Raw genomic sequence first — 19,245 nt, 5'->3', positions numbered from 1 at the left:
ACTGTTTTCCGGGTTCAAAATTGCTCCACCTTGAAATTGCGGTAAACAAATTGACGGGTGGCCATGTGACGCAAACCGATGCGGCCTTTTTGGATGCGTTTGGGTTCGATCCCCCCGGCAATCGCATCGGTGTTCCAGGTATGATCAATCATGCAATGGCCGCTGTCCTTTTCTACCAAATGGAGCCGTAGGGAAGCAGCGCGCTTTTCCACCTGCACCCGATAGGTTTTCCCAGGAAGGATCTCGCCATAGTCCACCATCGGCTCAATCAGCCCTCTTCCGGGATACCAGTTCAACTCCTCGTCCCGCCAGGGGTAGCGCTTGTTGCGGAGGTTTTCGCGGAAACTCAGGCTCAATAAGTCCATGTACGTGAAGTAAATTCCCATGTCGGGAACCTCCCGAAGGTGGTTCCAGGTGGAGATATCCTGCAGATAGGGAGGGGTACCGATGCCCTGCGCTTGTATGTAAAGCAGTGTGGTACCGTAGTCGCTCTCGTCGATGCGGCGCATCTCGTAGCTAATGTTGATATCACCTTCAAACTCCTTTTTGGTCCAGAGTACCGCGTGATGGGCATGATAGGCCAGGGAATCGTCCTCTTTGGTCAGGGTTCCTCCGGAGAAAAACAAGCCATCCGCCGAAGCGCGCAGGCTGGCATGTTTGCCATCCAAAAACCAGTTTTCCTGCCAGTCCCCCGTCATTGGATCTTCAAAAATAATTTGAGGCGCCGCTTCCGGCTCATCGGAGAGTACCCGCATCGCCTGCTGCCGCCCAATACGGTCAATGAGTTGCTGCTCAAACAGGCTTAGAGGGGCAACCGGTGCATCCGGACTTTCGATATAGCCGCTGCCCATCAATGCGTATCCATAAAATTTTCCCTGTTGGGGCGTGTCCCAGTAGCCGGATCGGGTGTTGGCGTAGCGGACGCCATTGGCATCGAAGCCCTCTTTTTTATCTCCGGTATAGCCAATGGCGAAGTTGTTTTCTCCAGCGGTTTCGGGATCGAAAACGACGATGCTGGGCGCATCGCTGTTCCAAATCACCGTGTTGGCAGCAGACCAGCCATGGCCGGTGCCGGAATCCCCGCGATTGATCGCCGCAATGCTGCCGTCTTTGCTGGTAATGTTATCGTAGAGAAAGCCCGTGCCCCAGCGGTGATGGGGCTCGGATTGCTGTCCCCGCACCGCGGTGGAGTTGACAAAGGCAAAAGGCCCCATCGTCCGGGCACCCCCCGCAAAATCGTGTCGGGCATCCTCCGAATAACACCTGTATACCAGGTGGCCGGTTCCGCCTCCCAATACAAAGGCGTACCGGAATCCACCGCGATTCGGGCCAACGGGTTCCAGGTAGGCGCAGTCGCGAACGGTCACCTGTTGCGAGCCTTTTCCCAGGGCAACTGCCGCAAATTGCAGGTGTTTGACCCGAACGTTCCGAACCCAGCTGTCTCGGGCATTGCTGATGGAGACGGCCGTTCTGAAATTCATAAAATTTGCCGATTTGCCGGTATCTTCCACCCGGGTGTCGTAATTGGACACGATCAACAGGGACTCCACCCCGCAGTGGGTGGCCAGCGAACCCAAATCCACCGGGAATACCTCTCCGCCGCCATGTTCTTTTGCGATAGATTGAGGTAGCATGACCCGAAGACGAAGGGTGTTGCCCTGCACGGCTTCGATTTGCCGCAGGTGCATAAATTGGAAGGAATCCGGCTTCCAGGGTTTTTTCTTTGCTCCTTCTTCTCCTCCGCGAATGTGACGCAGCCGTTCCCCCATGCCAAGTTCGTCTATCCATTGTTGATTGACGGTTTTCCGGACGTAGACAAAGTCACCCGCTGCAAGGGAGCTGGCGTCCGTTACGGACAGCTCGTAGCTGCCGGACGGTAAATAGTTGTCCGTGATGCGAACGGCATTTTCAGGAAACTGCTTGATTTCTCCTTCACCGATCGCAATGGCGTTTCCGCCTCCCTGCTCCGTACGAAAGATCAGTCGGGTACCATCCGCCGCATTACCTTCCCCGCGTAGGACCACGCCGGAGGGGATATGTAGGCCTGCGTTTAGGTAGTAGGTGCCGGCTTTGAGCAGTACGGCACCTTTGACTCCCAGGCTATCGGCGGTCTGGGCTCCGACCCGGTCCAGTGCTGCCTGAATCCCTGGCCGACTGTCTGGCCCTGTAGGATAGGCCATGGGATCTTCGTGAAAGATTTTCCCAGGAAGCGGCTCTAGGGTTTCCCGGACCGGCACAAAGGGAATGGGCACATTGCTTTGTTTGTACCCGGTTTGGGACCAATCGAGGACCCGGTCATCCCGATCGCTATAGGGTTTGTATACGAGCTTTCCGTCCGGGCCCGGGGCTACCAGGGGCTGCAGCGGACTGGGTTCAAATGTATGGGTGGGTACCGTTGCAGGCGCCGGGCTTACCCAAGACCGAGGAAGGTCGGTCTGCTGCTGGGAGGCCGTATCTGCCGGGCACTTCGAACAAAGCGCAAGTCCCTGAGCTCGCGCCGCCGCGAGCATCATTTTTTGCATGGACGCTTGCGCAGCTGCGCCGAGTCGCTGAAACCGGATGCAATCCACTACATGCACCCGATTTCCTCCGTTGTGGTACACGGTGGTATCCTCTCCGGTTTGTGCCAGGCTGGATTGGAGGCCTCCAAGGGCCAGCAGTAGCCCAAGGGCGGCAATGAGAAAGAGAGGGGCCTGGGAATAAGAGGTGCTTTGCATGGAATGAAAATCTGTTTTGTCCGTTTGATTGAAAATGAAGGTATTATTTGTGGCTCAATGTACAGGTGTGGCGGATAATATCCTGAGTTTTTTTGATAAAATACGTTAGATGCGTGAAAAAACGGGGGAGGTCCTAACAGGATCCGATGCAAAGGGCCGGGATGGGGCCTTTCATGTGGTAAATACCGCCGATTGGGTGCCGGATGTACCGTTTTCTCTGCTGACAATTAATGATTTTACCGAAGTAAATTTCTTTAGCCAGGCCGATTAGGTTGTAAAAAAACTGAAATTCCCGAAAAACCTGGTGCTGAAGCTCCTGTATAACAAATCGGGCAAACCCAGTCTGAAAGCCCTGAAAAACTACCAAAAGTAGTTGGTAGAGAAGGTTTCAGTCGCAGTAAGAAAGCAGCTTCCGGACATTCCACTGCCGGAATACTACGAAAGCAACTAGTACGTGCGAAGGGGACGAACAATTGTTTTGGTACCCGATCAAGCATATTGGGATCGGTATCCGAATACCCCTTCAGGCACCGAGGTTTGGCCCCATTACCTGATTGTTTTGTATTTTTTTTAGCCGCTCGGCTGTAGCGGTAGGTAGCTTCGGAAACTTGCGCCTACCGGGGCTCGCCCCCGGGGGGATCGGGAAAGGCCAGCGGTTTTTGGGTGGCGTGCCGGCCGACGGCTCTCATCTAGCTGGGGTGGTGCGGCCGTGCTTCTCCCCTGAAGTAGGGGTAATTTTTTTTGACGAAACTTCTCGTAAATTTTCGGAAATCGCGTTACATTAGGGAAATTCGCAGGGATCTGGATCAATTGACCGGCACCGGATGAAAAAGAATAGAAACGTATACCATGAAGCATGTATGCTCTTTGTTGCTGCTTTTTGTAGCGGTATCCTGTACTACCAGCAGACCAATGGGATCGGCTAGTCAGGGACTACCGACCTATACCCCCGAGCCGAGCATAACCCAGTCGTTATTTGACGATGCCTCCTCGACGATTTCGGAAGAAAACATCCGTAGAATTCTTGACGGGAGTTTTTCCCTACCAAAAAACCTGCGGGTTGCACTGGTAAAGCTCGAACCAGGTTCCGGCCGGAGCACTTATTATTGGAACAGCGAAGAATACCTCAAATCCCAACAGGCCTACGTAGACTCCTTGAGCGCTGCATTTCTTCGATCGGACCGGGTAACCCGGGTCGCTCAATTGCCTGAATTGTTGGTCTCGGATCGTCCTACCTTTACGAGTATCCGGGAGGCTGCCGTCCGCACACAATCCGATCTCGTGGTAGTCTATACCATTACCAGCGATCTGTATGCCAATTATAAATTGTTTTCAAAATCGGATATCAAAGCTTTTGCCACCACGCAACTCGTGGTACTGGATGTACGGACCGGGCTGATCCCGTTTACCACCATCGTTACCAAAGAGTTCCAGTCGAAACGACTGGAAGCGGAACTGAACGACAGCGAAGCGGCAAACCGAATAAAAAATCAGGCCGTGCTAGTAACGATTCAGGAAATCGGGGAAAGCATTGGCAAGTTGCTTGCTAGCGACTAAATTGCCTGCAAGCGGGCCCTGGAAAAGCCTTCCGCCGGATCGCTCCCGAAGGGAGGCGAGGAACGCGGCCGGAACGCTTCGCCTGGGGGTTTTTCTTTAAAAAAAAAGCCCGCACTAATAATTTATTTTCAACACCAACCCATCGAATACATGGATCGACACCCCACCATCGACCTGGTCGTTTTTGACATGGCCGGAACCACCGTAAACGAAAACAATGTCGTCTACAAATCCCTCCAACAGGCAATTAACAAACTGGGCCACCGCTACTCGCTGGAACAGGTGCTGTTGCACGGAGGAGGGAAAGAAAAGCTACAGGCGGTGCGCGATATCATGAAGGACGCCTACCGGACGGCAGCGGATTTGGAAGCAAATGCCCGGATTGCCTTTGCCGATTTTCTGCAGCTACTCAAAGAGGCCTATGCGGTGCTGGAGGTTTCCACCTACCCCGGAACCGAGGAATTGTTCGCGTTTTTGCGAGCGAATGGCGTGAAGGTAGCCTTGAATACCGGCTACAACGAACAGACGGCTCGCTCCCTTTTGGAAAAACTACACTGGCAGGAGGGAGAGACCTTCGATGTCCTGGTCACTGCCGACGACGTGGAAAACAGTCGGCCCGCTCCGGACATGATCCTGGTGGCCATGGAGCGCTGTGGCATTTCTGAGGCATCCAAGGTAGCCAAAGTGGGCGATTCCATGGTGGATATTGACGAAGGAAAGGCCGCCGGATGCGGATTGAGCCTCGGGGTCACCACCGGAGCGCAGACGGCGGCGCAGCTCGCCGAGGCCTCACCGGATGCTGTGATCGACTCATTACTTGAGCTTAAAGCCATTCTGGGTTTCGTCCCAAAAACCTGAGGAAATACACGTTAGACTGTCGAAACGGGCGCAGCCCCGGGAATAACCGGGCACTACCCAAAGGCCCCTCGTAGCCGTAGCCGGCAGACCCTTGCCGCCTATTCCGGAAGGTTTTTTCAGCACCTTCCCGAAGGAATTCAACCGTATTCGTTAATTCTTCGAGGTGTCCGCAGGGATTTGCGTTCGTTTTTCCCGCAGCGGCAGCTTTTCCGGTTTAGTAAGCGCTATTCCTTCAAAAACCGCAGCCGATCTACCATGCTGCTGTTTTCCAGCCTGAATACGTACATTCCGGTATTCAGGTGATGGAGGTTCAGCAGCAGCATCGTTTCGTTTGCCGGAAGCACATGGGTTTCCAGGACCTGCCCGTCTACGGAGAGGATGGATAGCTGGCTAGGTTCCGTAAAGGAGCGCTTTGTCCGAAGGCTGACCCAACCCCTAGAGGGATTGGGCTGCAGGGAAAAGTGGCTATTGACCTCAAAGGTTACCGCATTGGTTTGCAACAAGGCCCCGTCCTTTCCGCGCAGCAGTGCTGCCGTGGTGTAGCTGCCGGGAGGGAGGTGTTCCAGGTAGGCCTGCCAGGTACCCTCGCTGCTGGCTTCCCATACCAGGGATGCATCCGCCGGCTGCAGGGATTGGGTCAAGGCAATGCTTTCCACATGCTCAAGGGGAGTTCCGGTTTTCAGCGTAAGCTTGACTTTGCCAGCTTCCTCTTCGGATAGCAACTGCGCCTCCTGTCGGACCCGGAGGTTGGCTTCAGCGGGGGGCGCCAGGGCAACCAGGAGCGGCTTGGAGGAAAGGGGCAGGTGCAGCGCCCCGTTTTCGTAGGGAACGGTAACTGCCTCCCCCTGCGGGTCCAATCCGGAAAGGTACCGGGCATCCTGCGCCGGGAACGCATGCGGGAAAGGCGTACGAACGGCCAGGGTATCGTCGCCAATCACCGGCCTCCAGGCGATCAAATGGCTGTCTTCTCCGGCTTCGTTGCGGAGGAGGTAGATGTAGGCGTCCTCGTCTTCCTTCAGTACCTCCTGAAAGCGCAGGTTTGCCAGATTGTTCTGAACCGCCTCGGCAGCCACAAAAGACCGTTTTTCTTGAAAGTTGAAATTGCGCGAGTCGGTAAGGCCGGAGCGGTCGTAGTTTCGTTCGGAATCGGTGCTTTCCAGGTCCACGTTGGCATAGAAGTACCAATGGGCCCGATCCACTCCCATTCGGCTGAGCCAGAGCAGTCCTCGTACGGCATAAACTGCCTGGGAAATGGCCGATACGGCTTCGCTATTGGAAGCGGTTTCGTTGGCGCTGGATGCGTCCCAGCCCCATTCCGTAACATGCACTTCTTTTCCGGGTAGGTTACGGTCCCGGAAGCGCAAGCCGGCAAAGAGGGCGCGAATTTCGGAAGCGGGATGCTCGGGGTGCACCGCCAGTCGGACGCCCTGTTCGTTTCGGATGTAACTGTACAGGTGCAGGTTGATGCCATCCAGGTAGGGAGCGGCGGCCTCGGACAGTTTGTAGCCCATGTAATTTTTGCTAATGCCCGAATTCCCGGCCTCGGGGTTGGAGGCTTGTAATGCTGCAGGCAGTACGATCAGGGCCGGATCGGCCGTTTTCATTCCCTTTGCCATGCCTTCCAAAATGCGGCGGTAGGTGCTATCGCTGTAATCCCAGGGCTCGTTGCCGATCTCGGCAGATCGGATCAGGTTGAGATTGCCCGGGCCAAAGGTACCCGCAAAGGCCTGCCCCAGGGCTTCCGCAGAAGCGTAGGGGCTATCCCAATCGGATTCCCGAAAGCGGTCGAAGGTATAGGTGGCATCTACTGTAAATCCTTTGTTTTTCCAATCGGAATATTCCTGTTCCCATTGGGTCCATTTCAGGTGCACCTGCAGGTTTTCCGGGTCATAGCTGGGAATCAGGTCCGGGTCCGGGGTGTCCCAGTGGATATTGTGGTAATTCCGCGCCTGGGAAGCCGCCCGGATAAATTTCTGGGCACCCTCGTTTGGCCCTTGCAGGTTGGGTACCTTTTTGGTTCCCCAGGCCCAGACGGTATTTAGGCCGAAGAGTTCGCCAAAACTCCGGTCCTGCGGTCGGTCTGCGGGCGCGGGTCCGTAAATGCCGTATTCATCGTACACGGTGATTTCCTGAATGGCCGCTTTTTTATAATTTTCATCGGCCAGCGTTATTTCTACGCGTACGTAGCGGGCCGGTACCGGGTTGGGCAACTGGATCGTTTGGAAATCCAGCAGGTTTGGGTCCAGCTCGGTCACGGCTACCAGGCTGTCCAGCGAATTTCCCAGCAATAGCCGGGCGGAGAGGGCCGTACCACGACCGTTCCAATGCCGGGAACGGATCCAGGACACGGGTTTGGTCTCGCCCAGGTCCAAGGTCAGGTACTCGGTGAGTGGCTCGCTGTAGGCGGCGATTTCCTGTATGCGAAAAGCCGCAGGCGAGCTCAGAAAAATCTCGACCACCTCGTCCCATTCAATAACAAAGCGTTGGTGTCCGCTGCTTCCCAAGGCATAACTACGTGTGGTGACGCTCCCGTCAGCGCGGGTTAGGCGGATCGTCACCGGCTTAGTAAAATTGCTTGCCAGTCGTACACCCAGTCGGTGAATGGGGAGGGAGGGAAGGACAAGCCGATACCAGGCGAGGCTTTCCCCTTCGGCCGGCTGTATGTCAGGGGTGCTGTTTCCCAGTGAGCCATCGGTGGCCTGGCTTACCGACACGCCATTGGAGGATTCGCCGCTCCTGCCGAGCAGTTGGTTTTGCCGGGGGTTGGAAACGTAGCGGTCGGGTAGGGGATTGTCCGACACCCAGGCGGTGGAAAAGTCACTGTCCAGTACGCGGGAGGCTTGGTTTTGCTCTCCGGGAGCGGTGGAACTGGGAAGTACGCTGGCTTCTGAAGAAAGCGCCGGATACAGCCCTGCATGGGGGTCCCAGGTACGGGAAGGCGGTGGCTCGGGTGCGGGCTCGCCATACACCTCTAGTTCGAAGACCGATACTTTTTTGTAGTTTTCCGGCACCAGGGTATGCGCAATCCGGACGTAACGGGCTTTTATGGCCTGCGGTAATTCGGTAACCACCACCGAAAGCTCCGAGGGGTTGAGGCTGGCGACCTGCACCAAACTGTCCAGGTGGGTGCCCAACAGCAAGGCTGTGGCAGAGGCATTGCCCCAGCCGGCCCAATGCTTGCTATGAATTTCCTTGATCCACTGGGCTTGCTCCAGGTCGATGGTGAGGTATTCAACGGCGGGTTGGTCCAGGGCCGCCAGATCGTAAATAAAAAAAGGAGCCTCGCTGCGCAGGCTGATTTTTACCGTGTTTTCGACATTGGGCGTCAGGCGAACGGTAGCGTTGTTTTGCTGGGGGGTATACTGCAGGGTAGTAATGCCACCGTCGGCGTCCCAGATCTCCAGGACCACATCCGCTTGCAGGCCGCCGAGTCGCAGGCCGAGTAGGTGCAGGGTCGTCGGCTCGGAAAAGAAAAGTTCCGCACGCGCCTGTCCATTGACCAGGGAGATTTGGGGGCTATAGGTGCCCAATTTTCCATCGGTGGCAAGGCGAAGGTCGGTGCCTGCCGGGCTACTGAGCGGCTGTCCCAGCAGGATATTTTGTTCCGGGTTGCTGAAATATCCGTTTGGAAAGGGATTAGCGGATAGCCAGGAGGTATTGAGGTCACCGTCCAGAACGTTTTGGGCGGGGAAATTGGCGGCGGAGGAACTGGCAGTGGCGGTGCCGGTCACCTGCATAAGCGCAGGGTCCCCGGTAAAGGCAAGGGAAGCCGTTGCCCAAACTAGCAAAGGGCAAAGCAATAGGTAAATACGGTACATGCAGATGGGTTGGTTGGATTGTGCATGAAAGATAGGGATAATTGCGGGAAAAAGAAGGAAAACGGAATAAAAAATCATAAAAAAGCATTTTAAATACATAAAAATGAATTTTAGAATATTATCGACATCGGCGAGCTATCCGAAGGGAAAGGTAGTCGGGTTCGTTTTTGCGGGCAGGAAGGCTGCTGTCCAGACGCTGGGCTTACCGGTATTGGCCGGTGGGTTTTTTGGATTGGTGCGGTAGGGTGAAGACCGGTTGATTGCCCCAGGCTGCCCGCTACCTGGTTGAAGGCAATGGCTTGGAAATCCCCTTAAATCGCCGCAAGTAATTGTCGGTTACACGTTGCAAGTGGTGGTCAATGAAAGGAGCCTATGGCCACGTAGCGAAGCGTTTTTTAGGGAGGATACAACCCTAAAAAATCTCGAAACGCATGCATCTGCCTTTGAAAAATTAACGATGCCGAAAGAATACGGGGACTTAGTTACCGATGCCAATGAACCGGTTACCAGGAAATACAAACCGCTGATCAGGTCTCTGATTACCGATTTGGACTTTCCGGAAAAATCAACCGCTTTCCTGGAGACGACAGAAGACTTGTCCTACCTGTAACCGAACGCTTTCGATACGTGCACTGAAATACGTCCATTCGAAAGATAGCGGTCGCTTACTCCTGGCCCTCGAAAACTTCCGGAAGCACTGCCCGATTGCCTGGAATCGAATGTATGCAGTAAATGCCATTGGACGTTGCAAAGACAGATAACAACCTGCCCGCTTTTTTAAGGAGTAGTTGTAAATGTTGCGTAAATTTTGTTTAATGCGGTGGTATACACCCGTATCCCCATGAAACACCCAACCATTTCCGCTGTCGTAGCCCTGCTGCCGCTGCTGGTTTTAATGTCCTGTATGGAACAGACGAGCCCGCCAAACATTATTTTGATCGTTACGGACCAGCAGAGTGAATCCATGATGAGTAGTTCGGGTAATCCTTACCTGCATACACCGGCCATGGATTACATTGCTGAAAACGGCATCCGCTTTACCCGCGCCTATGTCACCAATCCGGTCTGCTCCCCATCCCGGGTTAGCATGCTGACCGGGCGGTTTCCCGGGTTTTTTACCGATTCCAAGGGGAAGCTGGTGCGCAACAATGCGGGTTCCATGGATATACCTGCTTCCTTACCGGAAGCCTCCCGGGCCAACTTGCCCGACTACCTGCAGAAAGCCGGCTACGACCTGGTATACGGAGGCAAAAAACACCTGCCCTCTTTCCTGGACCCCGAGTTGCTCGGCTTTCAGGTCTTGACCAACGATGCGCGGGGAGAACTGGCGCAAAAGGCTGCCGATCGCATCCGGGAGGACCGGGAAAACCCCTTTTTTATGGTGGTTTCCTTGATCAACCCACACGATATTTGTTTTATGGCCATTCGGGACTTCGCCGATTCCAGCTACCGGCTGCAATTGGAGCGAAATTTTAAGACGGAACTAGCCTTGCTGGACAAAGCCCTGGAATTGCCGGCAGGCGTCAGCCGGGAGGAGTTTTTTGAGCACTACTGTCCGCCCCTGCCCCCCAATTTTGAGCCCCAGGAAGACGAAGCAAAAGCCATTGAACTGTTTCTCAACCGGGATCCCCGCTCGTTTCGGGCCGGGGCCCGACGGGACTACAGCGAAGAACAGTGGCGCATGCACCGTTGGGCGTATGCCCGGCTGACCGAAATGGTCGATGCCCATGTACAGGTCCTGCTGGATGCGCTGATCGAAAGCGGAAAAGAGATGAACACGCTGGTGATCTTTACCAGCGACCATGGGGATAACGACGGCTCGCATCGACTGGAACACAAAAACGTCCTATACGAGGAATCGGTAAAGGTTCCCTTAACGGCCATGTGGAAAGGAAAGATTGCTCCCGGACAGGTAAACCGCCAACTCGTTTCGGTGGGTCTGGATCTCTTGCCTACCTTGTCTGCGTATGCCGGCCTGCCCGCCGCCACGGATCCACGCGGAAGGAGCCTGCGACCGTTGTTTGAGGGGAGTTCGGTGGAATGGAGGCAAAGCCTTGGCATCGAAGGGGAAATAAGCCGGGCGGTGATCCGGGAAGACGGAATGAAATACATTCGCTACGATGCAGCGGGTTTTGAGGAGCGTCTGATGGACTTGACGTCGGATCCCTACGAAACCACACACGTCACCGAAGACCCGGATTACCGCGATGCCTTGCAGGGAATTCGGAAAGAATTTGAGGAAATCTGGTTTCCCGACCTGTAATGCGCCGCAAGCAGCGAAGCCCAGCAGGGGTGGGCATCCTCCGCCAGCCAGCCAGGCTTAGCCGCCCGATAAGCCGGTATCCGTCAGGGGCCGGTCGGGAAGCAGCCGATTTAGCACCTGTTCAAAGAGGGGTATGGTCCAGGCAAAAAACGCCACCCCGAGTAGGTTGAACAGCAGGTGTCCGTTCGCAATGATTCGTTCGATCGGTGCATCCGCACTGAGGGTTTTTACCAGATGGACAAAAGGGAAAAAGAACAACAAACCCACAATCAGGCTCAGTAAATTGAACGTCACATGAAACAACCCCGTCTTCAGGGCGGCGGCATTTCCCCGGATCGTCGCGATCAGTGTATCGCTGCAGGTTCCCAATTCCGCGCCCAACATAATGGCCAAGCCGCCGGTAGTACTTAGCAGTTCCTGTTTGGCCAGCACGATGGCCATGCCCACGGTGGCCGAGGAGGATTGGACAAGCAAGGTTACCAGTGCACCGGTAAGGGTGCCCCGGAGGGGATTTTCTGTTTTCTTCATCCAGTCAAAAAAGAAGGCTTCTTCCTTCAGGGGAGCGACGGCCGTTTCCATGGTAAGCAGGCCAAAAAACAACAGGCCAAAGAAAAAAATGATTTTGCCGCTGTTGCGTGTTCGTTCCGATTTGGACAGAAAAAGTAGAAGAAACCCAATCAGCAGCAGCACCGGGGAGTACTTGCCCACATCCAATGCGATCAACTGACTGCTGACGGTGGTTCCGATATTTGCACCCAGGATCAGACCCATGGCGTGCCGGAAGGGGAGAACCAATGCGTTCACCAGCACGATGGCGATGATGATCACTGCTGAAGAGGATCCCAAAAGTGCCGTTACTCCGGTCCCGACCAGAATACCGCTGAAGATAGTAGAGGTATACCGTTGGATCCAGTAAGACGCCTTGTCTCCCATGCTTCGTTGGATGGTTTTGGACAAATTCCCAACGGCAAACAAAAACAAGACCAGGCCGGCAATCAATGAAAGGAGAATGGCAGTCATTTGAAGCGAATAATGCGTACGTCAAAAATACGCAGCAGTTTATTTTCCCGGCCCAGCGCTGTATTATGAAACGATGAAGTTTTTCTGACAGAGGCGTTTTTTTGGTACCGGCACCAGGTAAAAACGGCTGACGTTTCGATTCAACTACCCAGTAGGGGGCAAGACGAGCAATAGGAGGTGAATCCGGTTGCGGTAGTATTTATTGGCGGTCAAATGGGGCAGAACCAAAAAATTCGAATAAATTTAAGTCAAAAGAGTAATCCTAACCCCACCTGTTGCCATGAACATCTCCCGTTCGTTGCCGCTGTTTGCGGCTTTCTTTGCACTCGCTTTCGGTCATCTCTCTGCCCAACAACGACCCAATATTCTCCTGATCATGGCGGACGACATGGGCTATTCCGATATGGGAAGCTTTGGAGGAGAAATCGAAACGCCCAACCTGGATCGGCTGGCGGAAGGGGGAATTAAATTCACCCAGTTTTACAATGCGGCCAGGTGTTGTCCCACGCGGGCATCCCTACTCACCGGCCTGTATCCGCATCAGGCCGGGATGGGTGGCATGACCAACGACCGGGGGGTTGCTTCCTACCGGGGAGACCTTAACCGGCAATGCGTAACCATCGCCGAAACGGTAAAGGCCAGCGGTTACCGCACCTTTATGTCCGGTAAGTGGCATGTGACCAAGCATGTGGACGGCTGGCGAACCTGGTTGACCCCCGAGCAGAAGATCTATTTGTCCAAGGAAAATTGGCCCCTGCAGCGAGGATTTGACACCTTTTTTGGTACCATTCACGGTGCTGGCAGCTATTACGATCCCGCCACGCTTACCCAAAACAACACGCCGGTGTCACCGGGGGAAAATTTTTATTATACAGACGCCATCAGCGATCATGCCGCCGAGCAGATACGGACCCTGGGGGCATCTGCAAGCGAGAATGCGCCTTTCTTTGGATACATAGCCTACACGGCCCCCCATTGGCCCCTGCATGCGCTACCCGAAGACATCGCCAAATACAAAGGTAAGTACGACGCCGGTTGGGACCGGCTCCGGGAAGAACGGATGGAACGCATGGTAAAAAGCGGCATCATTCCAGCCGATTGGACGCTCAGCCCACGCGGTCCGAAAATCGATTCCTGGGAAACCACAGAACACAAAGCCTGGTGGGCGGCTTGCATGGAAGTGTATGCGGCGATGGTGGACCGCATGGATCAGGGAATCGGCAAGATTATCCGGGCCCTGGAGGAAACGGGGCAACTGGAGCATACCTTGATTTTATTTTTGCAGGATAACGGGGGCTGCCACGAGGTATTGACGGACCGCTGGCCCCGTTCCCTTCATTTTCCCGCGTTCCAGCGTGACGGTTCTCCCTTGCTCCGGGGAAATGACGTGCAGGTCATGCCCGGTCCGGAGGCTACCTACATGAGCTATTCGGCGGAATGGGCCCAGGTCAGCAATACGCCCTTTCGCCTGTACAAACATTACGTGCACGAGGGAGGCATTGCCACCCCCCTGATTGCCTTCTGGCCGAAGGGGATTCGGAATCCTTCCCGGATTTCCCGGCAACTGGGACACATCATCGATATCATGCCCACCATTGTGGACGTATCGGGGGCAAGGTATCCCGATGTGTACCGGGGCGAAACCATTTTACCCATGGAAGGACAAAGCCTGGTTCCGGTTTTTCAAAACCAATCCTTTGTTCACGCGCCCATTGGCTGGGAACACGAAGGAAACCGGGGTTTTCGGGAGGGGAAGTGGAAGCTGGTAGCGACCAAAGGACCCGAAGCAGCATGGGAATTGTACGACATGGAGGCCGATCGAACAGAAATGCGGAATTTGGCAACGGTCCACCCCGACATTACTGCGTCTCTGGTCCAAAAGTATACCGAATGGGCCAATCGGGTTGGGGTTGTGGATTGGGGGAATCGCTGAGCCTGCGCTGCTAGTTGACAGGTAGAAATACCCCTTCCAGATTGGCAGCCAGGTCGGTGCAGGGCTCGTTTTTTTGCCAGGGAAATGGTTGATGCAACCTGAGTTATGGCTGGTTAAACCAAACAGGCGGGAAAAAATGATGATTTTAATCGTGTTTGGGTTGAAATTTAATAGTATTGCAAAAAATCAATTGCGTCTTATGCAAAAACAACCCTCCATAGCCACGCTTTCCCTGTTCCTGTTCTTTCCGGGAGTTGCCATGCTTTTGGGCTGGGGCTTGCGTGGCTATATCGGAGGAGGGCCTTTTGGAGCCATGATACCTGGAGCGATGGTCGCCCTTGCCATCGGGATTTTGCTGCGCCTGAGGCCCTCCTTCCTTTCGATGGTAGTTGTTTTTGGGGTGGTAGGCATAGGCCTCGGCGGAGAAATGACCTATGGTCAGACCCTTGGGTTTTTGCGCGATCCCGATACGCTGTGGTGGGGAAGCATCGGAACAACCGTTAAGGGAGCGGTTTGGGGCCTGGGTGGCGGTGCATTGCTCGGTCTGGGCCTTATTCATCATCAGCTGAAAAAATCTACGGTCGTCCTTTCGCTCGTCCTGTTGGTTGTGGGGCTAGTCCTGGGAATTGCGCTGATCAATACGCCCCAATTGATTTATTTCTCTGATCCGGTAAATAAACCCCGATCGGAATCTTGGGCAGGCTTGTTGCTGGGTGCACTTGCGCTGATTGGCTACCTGAGATTCACGATCGAGAAGCCGCTTTTCAGGTTGATTGCTCGATTTAGCAGTTACGGACTGATCGCGGGAGGCCTTGGATTTGGGCTAGGCGGTTTGTGGATATTCCTCGGAAGTCTCCTTCCTGAGGTGCTGTTTAAGAGCTGGTGGAAGATGATGGAGTTTTCTTTTGGCTTTTTGTTTGGAGCGGGCCTGGGATACGCCGCCTGGAAGTCCAGAAAGGAGATCGGAGACCCGGATATCGAGGCACCGAAAACTATTTCTCTGGGTTTGGAATGGTTGCTGTCCGGAATCCTCGTGGCGCTGGTCTATTACGTATTTCCCTGGCTCGTTGACGCAATCACGAATACCCTCTACCCGGATGGTGACGGGGGGGTATTGCTACACTTCTTTCAGGTGTTTGATTCCTACGCATTTTACGGATTGGTGTTTGTGGTGATCGCTCTTTATCGAAGCGCCTGGGCCTGGCAAGTGGGGATTACACTGACCTTCTGCCATACCGCCATCGACTACGTGCGCGATCTCCGGCCCTCTCCTGAAGTGGAAGTTTCCGCCTGGATCCAGGTATCCGTCGTGTTTCTATCTACATTGCTCGTTGCCTACCTGGTAGCTGTTAGTAGCCGGAAAGAAGAGGTAATCCATTCCCTATTTCAGTTATTGATCTGGTCTACCGTTGGGGTGGCATTTGTCAGTCTGTTTTCGGATATTTTCATAGAGGGGGCATTCCGATTCCAGGGGCTGGCTGATCTACTGGTGCGGGTATTGTTTGTTCATTTCGTTTTTTTGGCTTCTGCCTTGTATGTAAGCCTGCAGGCAAAACGTCTGAATTCAGAGTCCATTTCCAGTGCCAACTTACTCGCATCGTAACCTTCGAATCGTGTATTTCATAGGAAACCGATACGGTTCCTCTACCTGGGAAGCACAGACTCCCGGAAAGCCGTGGGGGTCTGATTTTTTTTACCGGAATGGGTACGGGGTGAAGCAAGGCCACGTAGGGGGTGGTCTTCATTTTCGATCAACACTGCCCTAAGATAGTTCCTCAATTGGAGCGGAGGGGGCATTCTTCTTGACCGAAGCGATGCCATTTTCCATGGACTCTTTGGAACTGTACATTTGACTGGTGCCGATGACTTGTTTGTTTTCGGCGATCAAATCAAAATAAGGGCTTCCGTCTTTTGCAGTTAGTCGTAAAAACTTGGCATCCTCACCAGCATTCTTTTTTACGGATTCAATGCCATTCATACAACTGGCTTTTGAGGCATAACCCTGACTAGCCAGAATGGGCTGCCCGTTGGACGCCTTCAATCGGAATCGGTACTTGTCACCCTTGTCGGTATATACTTCAAATTTCCCGATAATTTGTTTCGTTGGATTCGAAATCAAAATATAAAATTCCCTGTATATTGGTACCGCTCCTGGGAAAAAACGTATGGGTTTTCTTATTTTTTTCTCCTCCCGAAAAGGCCGCCTTCCTGCTCCAAAATGACACCGAATGGGTACAGCGAGTCGGAGTTGTGGATTGGCGGAATGGGTAGGTACCCGCGCAAAATTGCTGCAGGCAGCACGACTCATTCATGGGTAGAATAGGTGCGGCCGAGGAGGACTTTTATTGTGGTACAGGTAGCGCGTATGCTGAATTCCAGGACCCATACGGAAAACCGGCTATCGGGCAGGCCCGGGGAGTAGGCATTACAAGGCAAGTGTTGGTTGAGGAATGGTAACATAGCATGCATTTTGGTCAAGATGAAGGATGCCTTTCCATGCCAGTGCACCTATCTTTCCCTGCATGTTTGAACGGGCTTCCAGGTAGTCCTTCCGGTGGTGCCGGCTGCTGTAAATCGGGCTCCGGTTGATTGTGTTCGGAAAGATGCACCTGCATCCAGACACCTTTTCCATCCAGAATCATGGGTGAAATTGCCGGTAACAGGTAGGAATTGGAGCATCCTGTCCGTTCTCGCTGGCAGCGGATGAAACCGACGGTCCCTCTTCCCTGGCTATCAGGAGTGCAAAAAAACCAAAAGGACCGTATGATGCCTAAAAATGTATACCATTGGATTCTCCTGGCGGCAACGATTGGTACTGCCTGTACCGAGCAGCCCGCCTCCGACCAACTCGCTTCGGATGAACCCGCCTACCTGGAGGCTGTTTCTTACCGGGATGTTCGCATCGTCGATGATTTTTGGGGTCCTAAAATCCATCGGAGTCGGGTAAACGGCCTGCGTTCTGTCTTCGCTGAAGCCGAATCTTCCCTGGCCAACTTCGCAATTGCAGCGGGCATGCGCCAGGGGGAGCATAATCAAATGATGGCCAGTGACTCGGATGTGTACAAGATAATTCAAGGTGTGGCCCATGCCCTTCATCACGAGTCGGATGCGGAACTGGAAGCATTTACCGACCAGCTGATCGACACCATTGCCGCCGCCCAATTGCCCGATGGCTACCTATTTACCCCCCATATCGCCGGTGACCGTACCAAACGATGGACCGATATCAACCGGGACCACGAGCTGTATTGTGCCGGGCACCTGTTTGAAGCGGCGGTTGCGTACTACGAAGTGACCGGCAAAAGGAAGCTGTTGGATGTGGCGATTAGGTTTGCGGATCACATTGATTCCATTTTTGGTCCGGGTAAGCGGCAGGAAGTGCCGGGTCACCAGGAGATCGAATTGGCCTTGTATGCACTTTACCAAACAACCCAAAATGAAAAGTACCTCCGCCTGGCCACCTTTTTTCTGGACGAACGGGGAAATCCGGCACGCGTTGACACCGTTCCTCCCGCAGTCGATCCCTATGCCAATACGCCTTTACGGTGGAGGCATCCGTTTTACCGACAGGACCATTTGCCCGTGGACCGGCAGTACCATGCCCGCGGTCATGGTGTCCGGGCGGTATACATGTATTCGGCCATGGCGGACGTGGAAATGGAAACCCAGTCGGGTCGGTACCTTCCCGCACTGGATTCTTTGTGGTCGGATATTGTCACCAAAAAAATGTACGTAACGGCCGGAATTGGTACCCACGAGTTTCGCGACGAAGGCTTTGGTAGCCCATACAAATTACCCAACGCGAGCGCTTACAGCGAAACCTGTTCGGGTATTGGTTTTACGCTATGGAGCAATCGAATGGGATTGCTACTGGGGCAGAGTAAATACGCTGATCTCGTGGAATACCTGCTTTACAATGCGACTATTTCCAGCGTTTCGATGGAGGGTGACCGGTTTTTTTACCGAAACTTACTGGAATCCGACGGAGCGTACCAACGAAGGCCCTGGTTTAATCCGGCCTGTTGCCCGAGCAATATGGTGCGGTTTCTTCCAGCGATCGGTTCGTTGGTGTATGCCAAAGACGAACAGGGGATTTATGTCAATCAGTTTATTGGAAACGAAGCGAATGTTCTGGTGAAGGATCAACCGGTGTCGCTTCGGATGGAATCCCAATTTCCCTGGGAGGGAAACGTATCTCTGTATGTGAATCCGAAAGAAGCGGCTTTTTTTGAATTGCGTATCCGAATCCCGGGTTGGAGCAGGGGAAATTTCCTCCCCGGTAGCAATTTGTACGCCTATGCCGATACGCTGGCTAATGACCAGATATTCCCTTCCATCGTCTTGAACGGTGCGCCCTTAAAGGACCCTATCTATACCAATGGCTACCTGCTAATCCAGCGTACCTGGCAGCCGGGGGATCGGATATCCCTTTCTTTTCCCATGGAGGCAAGGCCTGTAGTCGGCCATCCGGAGATCGAAGACACCGGGGGCAAGGTAGCCTTGGTGCGGGGTCCGTTGGTTTATTGCATGGAAGAGGTGGATAATCCGGAATATTTTCAGGACAGGGATAGGTATCAAATTCATTACAAAAAACTGGAAAACGGGTTTGAGAGCAACCTGCTCGAAGGAGTGGTCGCCATTACAGCCCGCGCTACGAATGCCAAAAACGAATACCTAGACCTAACCTACGTGCCGTACCACCGATGGGCAAACCGAGCAAACGGAAAGATGCAGGTATGGGCGCGATCGGAATAAATCGGGGACGGTGATCTATCCGGGCACCTCTCCTGTCCGGTTCGCCCCCGTATGAAAAAGCCACAGCGTCATCGACCATGTTTACGCGTTGCTTTCGACCACATTTCAGGAAATCGGGGTAAATTCATTCCTACCGGTATTTTTGGGAGCCTCCTTTGTCAACATAGGACACATTTTGGTTAAAATACTGGATAGTTAAGCCGTGTCATCTTGATACATTTAAGCATCGTTTATTTAACCAAATTATTATGAAAAGAACTGATACTGATAGCGTTAAACTAAGGGATAAGAGGACTGATAAACGATCAGTCGCTTTTATCACGA

The 19,245-nt window shown here is 53.7% G+C and carries 13 protein-coding genes; 9 read left to right on the top strand and 4 right to left on the bottom strand.

From position 1 onward, the window contains the following. Positions 1 to 14 precede the first annotated feature (14 nt). Entirely contained in the window at positions 15 to 2,717 is a 2,703-nt protein-coding gene (locus GCU44_RS17185) for a hypothetical protein (protein WP_154858045.1), read from the bottom strand. 109 nt (positions 2,718 to 2,826) lie between these two features. On the opposite strand from GCU44_RS17185, the gene GCU44_RS17180 reads away from it, so the two are divergent. From GCU44_RS17180 to GCU44_RS17170, 3 genes are all read left to right on the top strand, one after another. Beyond that, the gene (locus GCU44_RS17180) at positions 2,827 to 2,988 is read left to right on the top strand and encodes a hypothetical protein (RefSeq protein WP_154858043.1); all 162 of its coding nucleotides are present in this window, start codon (positions 2,827 to 2,829) and stop codon (positions 2,986 to 2,988) included. 578 nt (positions 2,989 to 3,566) lie between these two features. Further along, on the top strand, positions 3,567 to 4,274 hold the full coding sequence (locus GCU44_RS17175; RefSeq protein WP_154858041.1) for a hypothetical protein: 708 nt from the start codon (positions 3,567 to 3,569) through the stop codon (positions 4,272 to 4,274). Positions 4,275 to 4,424: 150 nt separating this feature from the next. Beyond that, positions 4,425 to 5,132, top strand: a complete 708-nt coding sequence (locus tag GCU44_RS17170) for a phosphonatase-like hydrolase (protein ID WP_154858039.1) — start codon at positions 4,425 to 4,427, stop codon at positions 5,130 to 5,132. A 224-nt stretch (positions 5,133 to 5,356) separates the two neighbouring features. Here GCU44_RS17170 and GCU44_RS17165 read toward each other — a convergent pair whose 3' ends face one another. After that, positions 5,357 to 9,028: a discoidin domain-containing protein gene (locus tag GCU44_RS17165; RefSeq protein WP_161993959.1), complete on the bottom strand. Its 3,672-nt coding sequence runs from the start codon at positions 9,026 to 9,028 to the stop codon at positions 5,357 to 5,359. Positions 9,029 to 9,053: 25 nt separating this feature from the next. Between GCU44_RS17165 and GCU44_RS17160 the strand changes: the two genes are divergently transcribed. The 3 genes from GCU44_RS17160 to GCU44_RS17150 all read left to right on the top strand — a co-directional run bounded on the left by GCU44_RS17160 (position 9,054) and on the right by GCU44_RS17150 (position 11,213). Beyond that, positions 9,054 to 9,194, top strand: a complete 141-nt coding sequence (locus GCU44_RS17160) for a hypothetical protein (RefSeq protein WP_154858035.1) — start codon at positions 9,054 to 9,056, stop codon at positions 9,192 to 9,194. A 213-nt stretch (positions 9,195 to 9,407) separates the two neighbouring features. Next, positions 9,408 to 9,560, top strand: coding sequence for a hypothetical protein (locus tag GCU44_RS17155; RefSeq protein ID WP_154858033.1), 153 nt, complete (start codon positions 9,408 to 9,410; stop codon positions 9,558 to 9,560). A 231-nt stretch (positions 9,561 to 9,791) separates the two neighbouring features. Beyond that, positions 9,792 to 11,213 (top strand): sulfatase family protein, encoded by a 1,422-nt coding sequence (locus GCU44_RS17150; RefSeq protein WP_154858031.1) that lies wholly within the window; start codon positions 9,792 to 9,794, stop codon positions 11,211 to 11,213. Between the two features lie 57 nt (positions 11,214 to 11,270). On the opposite strand, the gene GCU44_RS17145 is transcribed toward GCU44_RS17150, so the two are convergent. Then, entirely contained in the window at positions 11,271 to 12,233 is a 963-nt protein-coding gene (locus GCU44_RS17145; RefSeq protein ID WP_154858029.1) for a Na/Pi cotransporter family protein, read from the bottom strand. 280 nt (positions 12,234 to 12,513) lie between these two features. Between GCU44_RS17145 and GCU44_RS17140 the strand changes: the two genes are divergently transcribed. Both GCU44_RS17140 and GCU44_RS17135 read left to right on the top strand, forming a co-directional pair. Beyond that, positions 12,514 to 14,166, top strand: a complete 1,653-nt coding sequence (locus tag GCU44_RS17140; protein ID WP_154858027.1) for an arylsulfatase — start codon at positions 12,514 to 12,516, stop codon at positions 14,164 to 14,166. 199 nt (positions 14,167 to 14,365) lie between these two features. Then, positions 14,366 to 15,769, top strand: a complete 1,404-nt coding sequence (locus GCU44_RS17135) for a hypothetical protein (protein ID WP_154858025.1) — start codon at positions 14,366 to 14,368, stop codon at positions 15,767 to 15,769. Between the two features lie 159 nt (positions 15,770 to 15,928). Here the strand turns inward: GCU44_RS17135 and GCU44_RS23550 are convergent, their stop codons facing one another. Further along, positions 15,929 to 16,474: a YegP family protein gene (locus GCU44_RS23550; RefSeq protein WP_262885328.1), complete on the bottom strand. Its 546-nt coding sequence runs from the start codon at positions 16,472 to 16,474 to the stop codon at positions 15,929 to 15,931. A gap of 455 nt (positions 16,475 to 16,929) precedes the next feature. Here GCU44_RS23550 and GCU44_RS17120 point away from each other — a divergent pair, with 455 nt between their 5' ends. Then, positions 16,930 to 18,921: a glycoside hydrolase family 127 protein gene (locus GCU44_RS17120; RefSeq protein ID WP_161993958.1), complete on the top strand. Its 1,992-nt coding sequence runs from the start codon at positions 16,930 to 16,932 to the stop codon at positions 18,919 to 18,921. The last annotated feature ends 324 nt before the right edge of the window (positions 18,922 to 19,245 follow it).

This window comes from Cyclobacterium xiamenense, assembly GCF_009467825.1.
In the GTDB taxonomy this organism is placed as follows: domain Bacteria; phylum Bacteroidota; class Bacteroidia; order Cytophagales; family Cyclobacteriaceae; genus Cyclobacterium; species Cyclobacterium xiamenense.
Note: the sequence above shows the minus strand (reverse complement) of the source record. Positions and strands in the feature narration are given on the sequence as shown.